2 protein-coding genes are annotated in these 15,681 nt (G+C 48.4%); both read left to right on the forward strand.

What is annotated here, in order from left to right; genetic code table 11:
- Position 1: 1 nt before the first annotated feature.
- Entirely contained in the window at positions 2–14,647 is a 14,646-nt protein-coding gene (locus tag AB1L17_RS01405; protein WP_412843037.1) for a non-ribosomal peptide synthetase, read from the forward strand.
- Between the two features lie 80 nt (positions 14,648–14,727).
- The gene (locus AB1L17_RS01410; RefSeq protein ID WP_412843036.1) at positions 14,728–15,483 is read left to right on the forward strand and encodes a 4'-phosphopantetheinyl transferase family protein; all 756 of its coding nucleotides are present in this window, start codon (positions 14,728–14,730) and stop codon (positions 15,481–15,483) included.
- Positions 15,484–15,681 lie beyond the last annotated feature (198 nt).

The following is a 15,681-nucleotide window of genomic DNA, read 5'->3' on the forward strand; positions in this document are numbered from 1 at the left end:
TATGTCTTCTCAACAATTGATGCAAAAAGTGTATCCATTAACACCGATGCAGGAGGGAATTCTCTACCATTCCTTGCTCGATCCGGGTGACCAGTCGTTCTTCGTTCAGCTTTCATTTGGTATCAAAGGAGATCTTCAGAAACCGCTATTGGAGCAAAGTCTACAGCATCTCATCATGCGTAATGATATTTTTCGTACGGTTTTCAATACAGACAAGGCAAAGCAACCGATCCAGATCGTGCTGGAGCAAAGAAAAAGCCAGATCAGCTATACGGACCTCTCTTCCTATGCAGGGCAGGAACAGGATAGCCTGCTTGCCTCTATGAAAGAGCAGGATCGGGCAAAGGGCTTTGACCTGACGCGCGACTTGCTGATCCGCCTCTCTGTTTTCAAAAAAGGGGAGGCCGATTTCCACCTTCTTCTCAGTTTTCACCATATCATTGTGGATGGATGGAGCCTCGGGCCGATTATAGAGGAGCTCTTTGCGATTTATCAGGCTTTGGCTGAAAACACTGATCCCCGGTTGCCGGAGCCGAAGACGTTTTCCAGCTATTTGCAATGGTTGCATCAGCAGAATAAGGAGAAGGCAGGTGCGTACTGGAACAGTTACATAGAGGGTGTAGACCAGCCTACACTGTTGCCATGGGCGAAAAAAGAGAAGTCTTCTGGGTATCAGCAACAAAAGGTACAGCTCACGATTTCCAAAGAGGACACAGCACGCCTAAAGCGGGTGGCAAAAGAGCAGCATGTAACGCTCAATACGGTTATTCAATCCATCTGGAGTATCATCCTGAAGCGCTATAACAATACTGACGATGTATTGTTCGGAGCGGTTGTTTCTGGTAGACAAGCCCCGATCACAGGAATTGAGCAGATGATCGGCCTTCTTATCAATACCAATCCGGTGCGTGTCCAATTTAAAGCGGGGATGAGCTTTACAGAGCTGATGAAGCGGATGCAGACACAGATGCTGGCCTCAGAAGAGCATAGCTATTTTCCGCTCGCCAAGATTCAGGCGGCTTCTGAATTGTCACAGGGGCTGATTGATCACATTATCGCTTTTGAAAATGTGCCGCTAGAAGTAGATTTGCTAGGCGGCCATGATTTTCAGGGGCTAAAGCTTTATGATTTTGATCTGTTTGAACAGACCAACTATGATTTTAATCTGATTGTGATCCCGACAGATGAGTTAGCCATCACACTGAAATATAATGGCCTTGTCTACGAGCAGGAGCATATGGAAAAAGTAGCCGGACATATCCGGCAGGTGATAAAGACGATTCTTCGTGATCCCTCGGTAGAAATAGGCAAACTATCTATTCTCACAGATGCAGAGCAAAATGAGCTATCACACCATTACAACCAGACAAAGGTGGCATATCCGAAAAACAAGCTGCTGCACGAGGTATTTACAGAAACAGCAAGAAAGCATCCAGAAAAAACGGCGCTTCTTTTCCGAGAGCAATCCATGACCTATCGGGAATTGCACGAACGTTCCAATCAGTTGGCCCGGGTATTGCGTCGAGAGGGTATCGTACCCAATCAAATAGTCGGGCTGATGGTAGAACGATCATTTGAGATGATGGTTGCCATTCTGGCTATCCATAAGGCCGGTGGCGCTTATGTTCCCATCGATCCAGCCAACCCAGCCGAGCGCATCCGCTATTTGCTGAAAGACAGCGAAGCCAAAGTGCTCCTGACTCAGTCGCAATTCATACAAGAGCTAGATGTGGAACAAAACGTCATGGATCTGGATGATATCGACCTTTACCAAGGAGATTCTTCTGATCTGGAATGCATTAATACCTCGGCCGATCTCGCTTATGTCATCTACACCTCTGGCTCGACAGGGATGCCTAAAGGCGTGATGATTGAGCACCACGCTGTGATAAACAATATGTGCTGGATGCAGCATCAATATCCGATTACCGCAAATGACGTGGTCATGCAGAAGACAGCGTATACCTTTGATGTTTCTGTCTTTGAGCTATGCTGGTGGTTCTTCCAAGGCGCAACGCTTTGCTTTCTCGCACCGGGCGGAGAAAAAGAGCCGGAAACGATTATTCAAACCGTCGAACAACAGGGTGTGACTGTCATTCATTTTGTCCCATCCATGCTTCAAGCTTTTTTGGATTATCTCGAATACGGTGACAATCATGTAAAGCGACTTTCTACCATTCAAAAAGTATTCGCTAGCGGAGAGGCACTTACCGCTCAACATGTGAATCGTTTTAATCAGCTATGGAGAGGAGATTCTTCGCTCATCCTCTCTAATCTGTACGGACCAACTGAAGCCACCATCCATGTCTCTTATTATGATTGTCCGGCTAGTGCAGAGGTGTCTACCGTTCTGATCGGGAAGCCCGTGGAGAATATCCAGTTGTATATCGTGGATCGGGATCATCAGCTTCAACCGCTGGGAGTACCGGGAGAACTGTGTATTGCTGGAGCAGGTCTGGCTAGAGGGTATGTGAATCGTCCGGAGCTGACGGGAGAGGTATTTGTCCGAAATCCGTTTACACCAGGAGCAAAGATGTACAAAACGGGCGACTTGTGCCGATTGCTGCCGGACGGCAATATCGAATATATGGGCAGAATGGATTTCCAGCTAAAAATCAGAGGGTTCCGTATTGAAATGGGTGAGATTGAAACACATTTGTTTAACTACAGCTCCATCAGGCAAGCGTTGGTAACGATGAATGAAGACACGCGTGGAGGGAAGTATCTGTGTGCGTATCTGATCATGAGCGATCCACTCGATGAAGAGGATTTGCGCACGTATTTGCTGTCGCGCTTGCCTAGTTATATGGTTCCTTCCTATTACATGCAACTGGAAAGCTACCCATTAAACACGAGTGGCAAAATTGATCGTAAATCACTGCCACTACCAACCATTCAGGAACAGGGGAAGACTGAGTATTTGGCACCGCGTGACGAGGCCGAGATGAGCTTGGTTAAGGTGTGGCAAGATGTTCTGGGGGTCACAAAGATTGGCATTGACGATCATTTCTTTGCGCTTGGCGGTGACTCGATCAAGGCCATTCAAGTCTCTTCTCGCCTGCAAAAACACGGGCTGCAAGTTGGTATCAAAGATTTGTTTGACCATCCAACGGTTGCTCAATTGGCGAAAGTAATGAAGCGTTCTACCAAAAGCTATGACCAGGGTGTAGTAACGGGAGAGGTGGAGCTTACACCGATTCAGCATTGGTTCTTTGCACAGGAGATTCCGCATCGCGGACATTGGAATCAAGCCTTCATGCTTTACAGAGAATCAGGCTTTGAGAAAGAAGCGCTTGAAAAAGCGTTGACTCATTTGTTTATTCATCATGATGCTTTAAGGATGATTTACCAGACAAATGGGACACAAACTATTCAAATGAATAGGGGAGAGAATGAGACTCTCTATGATTTGGCGTTGTTCGATCTTCGCGAGCAGACCGAGATTGAGCAAACGATGCTGGAAAAAGCAAACGAAATCCAAAGAAGCATAGATATCACCAAAGGCCCGCTAGTCAAGGCAGGTCTCTTCCAGACAAGAACAGGAGACCACCTGTTAATTGTCATTCACCATCTTGTCATCGACGGAGTGTCTTGGCGCATTTTACTCGAGGATTTGGCTCAAGTGTATAAGCAAGCCATGGAGCAAAAAGAGCTTCAGCTTCCAAAAAAGACGTCTTCCTATCAATCGTGGGCAAAAGGGTTAACAGCGTATGCGAATAAGCAGACACTATTAAAAGAGAAAGATTATTGGCATAAGCTTGAAGCATACAGCATCTCTCATTTGCCCAAAGATCAGCAAGTGAAGATCAATTGTGTCAAAGATACGCTTGTTTTGGAACGGGAGTTGAGCAGAGAGGATACCACGCACCTCTTGCGTGTTGCTGGCAAGGCTGTGCGGGCGGAAACGAACGAGATACTCTTGGCGGCTCTTGGTCTGGCTCTAAAACAATGGACGAAAGAGAACCGCTTCTTGATCGGCATGGAAGGGCATGGACGTGAAGAAATCATGCCTGAGTTAAGTGTCAGCAGGACCATCGGATGGTTTACGTCAATGTATCCGCTCGTTCTGGAGATGAGCAATACGGATGATTGGGGTAAGCAAATCAGCAAGGTTCACGAAACGCTTCAAGGTGTTCCGAATCGCGGGATTGGCTACGGAATCCTAAAATATTTGACTGCTGATGAAAATAAGCGAGAGCTGACGTTTTCTAAGGCACCGGAAATCTGCTTCAACTATTTGGGGCAATTCGATCAGGAAATGGATGAGGTATTTAGCATATCTCCTATGGGCACAGGGCAAATGCTCGACCCTTCTTCACAAAGAGCCTACGCCATCGATATCGCATGCATGGTCATGGGGGGCCAATTCCGTCTTTCTATCCATTATAACCAGCAGGAATATCGGGAAGAGACGATAAGCAGGGTTGCTGATGATTTCATCTTCTATCTGCAGCAGCTCACGAGCTATTGCTTCCAGTTAGAGCCTGCAAGGGAAACAGCAACAGAGGATACACATACCGCCGAAGCTTGCGCCGAAGTCGAAGTCTCCGCCTACCCGGAAGCGAAGGCTGATCCAGAATATCTCTATCAGCCCTTTCCATTAACGGACATACAAATGGCGTACTTTTTGGGTCGAAATGCCGAGTTTGAATTAGGCGGAGTATCGACACATGTCTATACAGAAGTGGAGACCACGATTGATATAGGGCGATTCAATGCCAGCCTCAACCAAGTAATCCGCCGTCATCCTATGCTGCGAGCGATTATTTTGCCGAGCGGCGAGCAGCAAATTCTGGAGCATGTTCCGGCGTATCAGATTGAGGTTGTGGATTTGCGTCAGCTTGATGAAGCGGCACAGCAGGCTTGCATTCAAGCCGAGCGTGATCGTATGTCCCATTACGTGTTTCCTACCGATCAGTGGCCGTTGTTTGAATTTAAGGCGTATCGACTCTCTCTGGATAAACATCTTTTATGTATGGGCCGAGACCTGTTGATTGCAGATGCGGCCAGTATGGATATCATCGGTCAGGATTTGATGCGGTATTATGAGAATCCCGATGCCGAGTTGCCTAATTCTTCGTTTACCTTCCGGGACTATATGATGGCGTACAAAGCATTGAAGCAATCGGAAGTTTATGAAACTGACAAGCAATATTGGTTGCAGAAGGTGGAAAGCTTTCCGCAGGCTCCGGCATTGCCACTCAGATGTAACCCGAATGACATTCAATTTCCCACCTTTCAGCGAAAAGAGCGAATCTACAGCAAGGAGCAGTGGGAGAAGCTGAAGCGTATGTCACTAGAGCATGGGGTCACACCTTCCGCTTTATTTGCCACGATCTATGCAGAGATTCTGGCACTCTGGAGCAACCAAACAGACGTTTCGATCAATCTGACGGTCTTTAACCGCTATCCATTCCATCCTGATGTGGAGCAAATGGTTGGAGACTTTACGTCCAATTTGCTCTTGGGGATACAGTTTTCGTCTCAGCCAACGATTTGGGAGAAAGCACGTTATGTACAGGAGGTGCTCATTGAAGCATTGGAGCATCGACATTTTGAAGGCGTCGAACTGATCCGCGAGTTGGTCAAGTATCATGATTGGATGCATGGAAAAGCAGTCATGCCTTACGTATTCACCTCTGTATTGACAGGAGACCAGCAGGCAGGCCGTCCTGGCTTGGAGCAATTGGGCGATCTCAAGACGGGGATTACTCAGACATCACAAGTCTATATTGATTTTCAGGCCACCTTGCTAGCGGATGAACTGTGGATTTTCTGGGATTATGTGGATGAATTGTTTGAAACAGAATTAATGGAAACGATGTTTGGTCATTTTTCTAGCATGGTAGATAGTTTATTACAAGGGAATACGCCTGAACCACTCCGGATTGGTGAGAAAGATAGGATACAGATTGACGCGTTTAATCATACGCAAGCAGAAATCCCGTACACGACCCTGCATGCCTTGTTTTCCAAACAAGTACAACGGGTACCGGATGCAGCGGCTGTAATCTGCCAAGAGCAGCACCTCACATATCGAGAGCTTGATGAGCGTTCCAATCAGGTAGCCCGTTACTTGATGGCGCATGGAATAGGGCGACAGGATCGAGTAGCAGTCCTAGCGAGCCGTCAGGTTGGAACCATTGTGAATCTGTTGGGTGTCCTTAAGTCAGGAGCAGCTTATGTTCCCGTTGATCCTGCGTATCCCGAGGAACGGAGAAACTACCTCCTGGAAAACAGCGACTGCAAGCAGATGCTGCAGCCTGACCTGTATGAACGGGAAGGCTTGGCCAGCTTTGCTACAGATTATCTGATGGATAACCACTATCCTGACGATGTGGCGTATGTCATCTATACTTCTGGCAGTACGGGCAGACCAAAAGGAGTGGTCATTACCCACGGCGCGTGCGCAAATACCATTCAGGACATCAACCGAAAATACGGGGTGAATGAGACGGATCGGATCATCGGCCTATCCTCGATGTGCTTCGATCTATCCGTCTATGACATTTTCGGAGCACTGGGAGCAGGGGCGGCTCTGGTCATGATCCAAGATCAGCGCGACGTAATTGAGGTACGTCAGGCGATAGAAGAACACGGGATTACTATCTGGAATTCCGTACCAGCGATCATGGAGATGCTGCTGGATAATATCGAGTCTTCCTTTGTGCAGGAACAGATGAAGACGGTACTGCTCAGCGGAGACTGGATCGCTCTGCATCTTCCTCAGAAGATCAAGCGCCACTTTACGAAAGCCCAGGTCATCAGCTTGGGAGGAGCAACGGAGGCTTCAATCTGGTCGATTTATTACCCGATCCCGGAAGCCTTACCAGCAGGTATGCGTTCCATTCCCTATGGTATGCCGCTAGCCAATCAGGAGTTCTATGTGTTGAATCAGCAATTGCAGCATTGTCCTGTCGGGGTGCAGGGGGAACTCTACATCGGGGGTATCGGTCTGGCCAAGGAATATCTGCATGATGAGGAGAAGACAAGTGCAGCGTTCATCCTCCATCCAGGGCTGGGCAGACTCTATCGAACGGGCGACTATGGGGTGTTCCATCCGGAAGGCTTCATCGAGTTTTTGGGACGCAAAGACCATCAGGTCAAAATCCGCGGCTATCGCATCGAGCTGGGAGAGATCGAAGGAAGGCTCTTGGCCCATGATTTCGTCCGTCAAGCTGTCGTAGTAGATCAGACAGATCATCGCGGAAAGAAATATTTGTGCGCATATTACAGCAGAGACGAAGAAGAGGTGACAGCGGAGGAGCTGCGCATCTATCTCTTGCGTGAGCTGCCGGAATACATGGTGCCTACGTACTTCATCGAACTGGATGTAATCCCGCTAACACCCAATGGGAAAGTGGATCGCAAGGCGTTACCAGAGCCGGATACGATGCAAGAGCTGGATGCCAGATATGTGGCTCCCCGTACGAGCATAGAGGAAAATCTGGCACAAATCTGGTCAGAGGTGTTAGGGCTGGAGCGTGTCGGCGTGGAGGATCCCTTCTTTGAGCTTGGCGGCAACTCCGTCCTTATGGTCCAAGTCCGCACGCGAATCAGCAAAGAGATGGGTGTCGATGTCAATCTGCGCGATTTTCTCAGTCACCAGACGATTTCCAAGCTGGCTCAGTTGCTCAATAAAGGAGTGGTTACACAAGCAATCGATTACCCGGTCCTCACGCCAGATCCAGCCAACATGTATGAGTCATTCCCCCTCACAGATGTCCAAATGGCTTATCTCATGGGGAGGGAAAATCATTTTGAAATGGGCGGAGTCGCAACCCATGGCTATGCGGAGCTGGAAATACAAGCAGATATGCAGGCGCTCAATGAAGCATTGAATAAAGTCATTGCATACCAGCCCATGATGCGTGCAATCATCTTGCCTACGGGTGAACAAAAAATTCTGCAGCATGTACCAGCCTATCAGATAGAAATCCTCGATTTGACGCATCTAGATGCTGATGCCCAACAGCAGTGGATTTTGATAGAACGTGAGCGCATGTCACACTATGTATTTGCGACCGACCAGTGGCCACTCTTTGAATATAAAGCGTTCAAGCTGTCAGCCAATACGCATTATCTATTCGTCAGCTACGATATGCTGATCGCTGATGGTGCGAGTATTCAACTGATGGGCAAGCTGCTGATGAAATTTTATCAACAGCCTGACTGGCAGGCGCCGATGTTGGGCAGTACCTATCGCGATTACATCTTGGCCTTGGAAGCATTCAAAAAGACGAACACATATGAAAGAGATAAAGCCTATTGGCTGGATCAGCTATCCACATTCCCTCTGGCACCGATACTGCCGATGAAGCAGGAACCAAGCAGCATTGATTCGCCACACTTCAAGCGATTTGAGCAAACTTTTGCTAGAGCAGACTGGGAGCAATTGAAACGCAAGGCGCATGAGCATAATGTAACACCGTCTGCCGTGCTGTGTGCGGCTTATGCGCAAGTTCTTGCGTTCTGGAGTAACCAATCTCATTTTGCGATCAATCTCACTGTCTTTAATCGGTTGCCTTTTCATGAGGATGTTCATAGCCTGATTGGTGACTTTACCTCCGTGATCCTGTTGGAGATTGACTTGCGGGCATACTCCACTTTCTGGGAGAAGGCGGTCGCGATTCAGGAGCGATTGCTCGAGGCATTGGAACATCGCCATTACGATGGAATTGAGATGATCCGGGAGCTGTCGAAATATCATCAGTTTGGGACACGCTCCGTCATGCCGATCGTCTTTACCAGTATTCTGCTTGGTAATAAGGAATCCGGGGAAGTAAGCTGGTATGAACTAGGCGAAATCAAGATGGGCGCAGGGCAAACCTCGCAGGTTTATCTCGATCACCAAGTGTTTGAGGACAATGGCTCCTTGCGCCTTGTATGGGACTATGTCGATGAGCTGTTTGAGCCTGAGATCATCTCCACCATGTTTGCGCAATATACCGGCATCTTGGCGGCAGAGATAGAAGGACAGCAGGAATTTATTTTCGAACTGAGTCTATCTGAGCAAGAGAGCCTTCACAGCTATAACCAGACAGCAGAAGAAATCTCGTACACGACTCTACATGCCTTGTTTGCGGAGCAGGCAGAGCGGGTGCCAGATGCAGATGCTGTCATCTGCCAGGAGCAGCATCTCACGTATCGTGAGCTTGATGAGCGTTCCAATCAGGTAGCCCGTTATTTGCAGGCGCAGGGAATAGGGAGACAGGATCGAGTAGCGGTTTTAGCGAGTCGTCAGGTTGGAACCATTGTCAATCTGCTGGGCATCCTCAAGGCAGGGGCGGCATATGTTCCCGTTGATCCTGCGTATCCCGAGGAGCGGAGAAGCTACATCCTGGAAAACAGCGACTGCAAGCAGATGCTGCAGCCTGACCTGTACGAACGGGAGGGCTTGGCCAGCTATGCAGCAGATGAGCTGTCGGATAACCACGATCCTGACGATGTCGCGTATGTCATCTATACTTCTGGCAGTACGGGCAGACCAAAAGGGGTAGTGATCACCCACGGCGCGTGTGCCAATACCATTCAGGACATCAACCGGAAATACGGGGTGAATGAAACGGATCGGATCATCGGCCTGTCCTCCATGTGCTTCGATTTATCCGTCTATGACATCTTCGGTGCGCTGGGAGCGGGGGCGGCTCTGGTCATGATTCAAGATCAGCGTGATGTATTTGAGGTGCGCCAAGCACTAGAAGAACACGGGATTACCATTTGGAATTCAGTACCCGCCATTATGGAGATGCTGCTCGACAATGTCGAGTCCTCCTTTGTACAGGAACAGATGAAGACGGTACTGCTCAGCGGAGACTGGATCGCTCTGCATCTGCCGCAGAAGATCAAGCGTCACTTTACCCAAGCCCAGGTCATCAGCTTGGGAGGAGCAACGGAGGCTTCAATCTGGTCGATCTATTACCCCATCACAGAATCCTTGCCAGCAGGTATGCGTTCCATCCCCTATGGTATGCCGCTCGCCAATCAGGAGTTCTATGTGTTGAATCAGCAATTGCAGCATTGTCCTGTCGGGGTGCAAGGGGAACTCTACATCGGGGGTATCGGTCTGGCCAAGGAATATCTGCATGATGAGGAGAAGACAAGTGCAGCCTTCATCCTCCATCCAGAGCTGGGCAGACTCTATCGAACGGGCGACTATGGGGTGTTCCATCCGGAAGGCTTCATCGAGTTTTTGGGACGCAAAGACCATCAAGTCAAAATCCGCGGCTATCGCATCGAGCTGGGAGAGATCGAAGGAAGGCTCTTGGTCCATGATTTCGTCCGTCAAGCTGTCGTGGTCGATCAGACAGATCATCGCGGAAAGAAATATTTGTGCGCATATTACAGCAGAGACGAAGAAGAGGTGACAGCGGAGGAGCTGCGCATCTATCTCTTGCGTGAGCTGCCGGAATACATGGTGCCTACGTACTTCATCGAACTGGATGTAATCCCGCTAACACCCAATGGGAAAGTGGAGCGCAAGGCGTTGCCACTGCCGGATACGAAGCAGGAGTCAGAATCAAGGTATGTCGCACCATGCAATGCCTATGAAGAGAAGCTGTCCCAGATTTGGTCCGAGGTGTTAGGGCTTGAGCGTGTTGGTATGGAGGATCACTTTTTTGAGATTGGCGGAAACTCCGTTCAAATGGTCCAAATCCGCACGCGAATCAGCAAAGAGATGGGGCTAGATGTCAATCTGCGCGATTTTCTAAGTCACCAGACGATTTCCAAGCTGGCTCAGCTGCTGGCGGAGTCCTCATCGGCAAACGCCATTCATTATCCCGAGATTACTGCCGATACTACCAGCTTGTACGAACCATTCCCGCTCACAGATGTACAGATGGCCTACCTCATGGGGAGACACGATCATTTTGAAATGGGGGGAGTCTCGACTCACGTCTATCTGGAGTTGGAAACCAAACTGGATATGCATCGATTCACACAAGCTCTGCAGACAGTAATTGCTCGCCACCCAATGCTGCGTGCCGTTATTTTACCTAGTGGCGAGCAACAGATCCTGCGTGATGTGCCACCATACCAAATGCCAATCACGGATTTGACGCATCTGGACAAGGACGCCCAGCAACAATGGATTGAGACAGAGCGGGAGCGAATGTCTCATTATATCTTCCCGACTGACCAGTGGCCGCTATTTGAATATAAAGCATGCAAGCTCTCGGCTGATACACATTATCTGTTTATCGGGTATGACATGCTGATCACCGATGGAGCCAGTTTCCAATTTATTCATAGAGAATTGCTTGATCTCTACTATCATCCAGAACGACAACTGCCGGACATCGGGATTACATTCCGTGATTATATGCTCGCCTATCAGGCGTTTAAGGAATCTCCTACCTATCAGGAAGATAAGCAATATTGGCTAAACAAACTAGAAGATTTTCCAAGCGCTCCAGCCCTACCGTTGAGAACAAGTCCCAACTTGATCACAAGCCCGCATTTCAAACGGGTAACGATGCAAGTGGAAAAGGAAAAGTACGAACAATTGAAACGCAAAGCGCGAGAGCATTCCATCACACCAACGACTATACTGTGCACAGCATTCGCGAAGGTGTTGGCTTTTTGGAGCAATCAGTCCCATCTTGCTTTGAACTGCACCATTTTCAATCGATATCCTTTCCATGAAGATGTGATGCGCCTGATAGGAGATTTTACCTCCGTCATGCTGCTGGATTTGTCACTCTCTCGGGGAGCGTCCTTCTGGGAGCAGGCCAAGGCAGTGCAGAATGTGATGATGGAAGCGCTAGAGAGAAGACACTACGATGGCATCCAATTCATTCGCGATCTCGCCAGATACCGTGGGCTGGAAGGAAACCGGGCTGTCATGCCGATTGTCTTCACCAGCATGCTGCTTGATACAGGTGACTCCGGACAGCACGAACAAGAGCAGATGGGAGAGGTAAAAATGGCCGTATCCCAAACCTCCCAGGTCTTTATTGATTATCAGGTGCTAGAGGCAGATGGTGGCCTGACCATTACGTGGGATTACGTGGAGGAGCTTTTTGAGGACAGTATGATCTCCGCCATGTTTGCAGAGTACTTTGTCCTGCTTGACCGGGTCTTGGAAGGGGAAGACTTCTATGCCCTGAGTGGAAAGGTGGAAGATCAGCAATTCATTGCCGCCTATAATGACACGGATGAAGCAATTCCCTATACGACGCTGCACGCCTTGTTTGTTGAGCAAGCAAAGCGCGTACCCGAAGCAATAGCCGTTATTTTCCAAGATCAAGCCATCACCTACCGTGAACTGAATGAGCACTCCAATCAGGTAGCTCGTTATTTACTTGAGCAAGGGGTTTCGAGAAATGATCGGGTTGCTGTACTGGCTAGCCGCCAAATCGAGACAATCGTTAATCTGCTGGGGATTGTAAAAGCGGGCGCCGCCTATGTGCCGATTGATCCAGAGTATCCCGAAGAGAGGGTAAGCTACATTATCGATCATAGTCAATGCGGGAGAATGCTTCGACCTGAGTTGTACGAGCAAGAAGGATTAGCAGCATATCACGCGGAAGATCTGGAAGAAAATCACAGTCCGGACGATGTGGCCTATGTAATATACACCTCAGGAAGTACGGGTAGACCAAAAGGGGTGGTTATTACCCACGGTGCCGCAGCCAATACGATCCAGGATATCAATCGCAAGTTTACAGTCGATGAGAATGATCGGATCATCGGATTGTCCTCCTTGTGCTTCGATCTGTCCGTCTACGATGTTTTTGGAGCCTTGGGAGCTGGTGCGACGCTTGTCATGGTGGCAGATCAACGCGACATGGCTGAGGTACGCCGTACGGTGGAGGAGAAGAGGATTACCATCTGGAACTCGGTACCTGCGATCATGGATTTGTTGATGGAAGAGATTCTTGGCACCGATGATGAGGAGCAGGAACAGGTGTTTTACTGGATGCAAATCCAGCACACCAGCTCTACTCCGCTCAAAAGGAACAGTTCGTTGCGGCTCGTACTGTTAAGTGGTGACTGGATTTCTGTGAAACTGCCGGAAAAAATCAACAAACATTTCCTCCATGCCGATGTAATCAGTCTGGGTGGAGCTACAGAAGCGTCGATCTGGTCCATCTATTATCCAGTAGACGAACTTGCAGAAACCAACACCTCTATCCCTTATGGCATGCCGCTTGCAAACCAAAAGTTTTACGTACTGAACGAACAGCTCGGCTATTGTCCGCTCGGGGTTCAGGGCGAACTGTACATTGGAGGCATCGGTCTGGCAAAGGAGTACTTGCAGGATGAGGTGAAGACACAAGAAGCTTTCATACTGCATCCGCAGTTAGGCAGACTCTATCGGACGGGTGACTATGGGATTTTGCATGCAGGCGGCTTCATTGAGTTCCTAGGAAGAAAAGATGCTCAGGTGAAGATTCGCGGCTATCGGGTAGAGCTTGGGGAAATTGAAAACCAGCTATTGCAGCTTCCTCAGGTGAAGGAAGCGGTTGTACTGGACCATGTTGACAGCAAAGGCAAGAAATATCTGTGCGGCTACATCGTCTCCGAGCAATTAATCGATGTCGGAAAGATCAAGTTACAGCTCGGTGAGGTTCTACCTAGCTACATGGTGCCCCTGCATTTTATGCAAATTGATGAAATGCCGCTAACTCCAAATGGAAAGGTAAACCGCAAAGCGATGCCGAAACCAGACGTAGACTCATTGACTACGAATGTCTATGTCGAACCAGCGAGCGAGTTGGAAAAACAGCTTGCCATGATCTGGAGCGATTTACTGGGAATCGAACGAATTGGCGTAAACGACCATCTCTTTACGCTAGGAGCTGATTCCATGAGTATCATTAAATTCGCTGCCCGACTATCGCGAGAGCTTCCGTTCCAGATGCCGATTCATCAAGTCTTCCAGACACCTACGATCCGTGAGATTGCTGAATTCCTTGCGAATCAGGATACATCCAAGCCAGATTATTCCACAGAACGGATACTGCTTTCTACCTCAGGTCAAGGGGATAAGATCATCTTCTGCTTCCCGCCTGTGGTGGCACTTGGCGTAGTCTATCAGCGACTGGCGGAAACATTGGATAACTACACATTTTATAGCTTTAATTTCATCGAATCAGAGAAGCGGATGGAAGCTTATCTTAGTCTCATCAAACAAATACAACCTCAAGGACCGTATACATTCCTTGGAATTTCAGCGGGGGGCAATCTGGCTTTTGAAATCACGAAGCTTTTGGAGAAGCAGGGAGAACACGTGGCTGATCTGATATTGCTAGACTCGTTCTATATTCAGGAGATGAATGATGAGCGGCTTACGTCAGAAGAAAGCAGCAAATATGCACAGGAAACGGTTGAGCAAATGCTCCAGGCATACCCACAGTTGCAAGGGGAAGGAGAGTTCTTCAAGGAACAGGTTGGGAAGAAAATCGAAAGCTACTACTCGTATCTAGATAATCTCAAAAATGCCGGGCAGGTGGCTGCCAATCTGTATGTGATCAAGTCCCCTTCGAGTCAGAGCAAGCATGTGCGGGGCGATATCAATCTGTGGGGCTCATCCACAACAGGCACATATGCAGCTTTTGACGGATATGGAGATCATGAAAAAATGCTGGATACAGGTTTTGTTGAGCAAAACGCTGCGCTGATTAAGAATATTTTGAAGTAAGGAATTCAAAATGGGTTAGCGCGAGTACAGGCTTGCGCTAACCCGATATGCAAACGTGAATAACGGGGAGAATGGGTATTATGAAGCAGTCGCTCATACAAGTGTATTGGGTTGCTTTGCCTGATGAGAACCCATTGGAGCAGATTCGGCATAGAAGTGATCTTTTGGACCCAGAAGAAATGACGACATTTCAACGGTATCGGGTTCCTTTTAAAAAAGTGGAATTTTTGACAGGACGTGTCTTGATTAAGGAATTACTCGGACGTGTATTGAGGATCCCTGCTGAGCGTGTAAGGTTAAGGAAAAATGAATACGGCAAGCTCTTTGTTCATCATGCTCTCTTGCCGCCAGAGTATCAGCGAGCAATCTCCTTCAATCTTTCCCATACGGATGGCATGGTTGTCTGTGTACTTGCGCTTGAAGAAGAGGCGGGAATTGACGTCGAGAAAATTGCCGGAGACCATCTGAATGTAATGCCGCAGGTTTTTACACCAGCAGAGATTGATTATGTGGAAGCAATGGACAGGCCAGACAGGAAGCAGGAAGCGTTTTATCGCATTTGGACACGCAAAGAGGCGGTGATGAAAGCGGAGGGAATGGGCTTTTCGCTTCCTCCCTTGTCATTTTCGGTACCGCTCATGGAACAGCCTGAAGAGGATGAAACATATTCTTTCGATACCTTTCAACCACTACGGAGCTATCTCGTGTCGGTGGCGATCAAAAAAGACATGCCAGCCAAACGATTGTTTTTCAAACACAACATTGATTTTTCCACGTTATTTGAAAAAGGAATCAGGAGCGGCCAATACAAAGAGGCATCGTATCCAAATCTATAGGATTTATTGCAGCAGCCGTTTTCCTGGACAATTCGGGGAGCGGCTGTTTACTTTACTCCCGCGTGTGGAGAAGTTTCTCTACAAACTGATTGATGAAGGAATAGTCGAAGAGCAATTTAACGAAAAAAGACAGGGGTGTTTCACTTGCCAAGCCCTGCGGTCGTAACGTTTTGGGCAAAATGTGGTATGATAGTGCAT

The sequence above is a fragment of the Brevibacillus jepli genome (assembly GCF_047229145.1).
GTDB lineage: Bacteria > Bacillota > Bacilli > Brevibacillales > Brevibacillaceae > Brevibacillus.

What these genes read in the sequence shown, in the direction of transcription:
- AB1L17_RS01405 (WP_412843037.1), top strand. Translation starts at nt 2, where the DNA reads ATGTCTTCTCAACAATTGATGCAAAAAGTGTATCCATTAACACCGATG.
- AB1L17_RS01410 (WP_412843036.1), top strand. Translation starts at nt 14,728, where the DNA reads ATGAAGCAGTCGCTCATACAAGTGTATTGGGTTGCTTTGCCTGATGAG.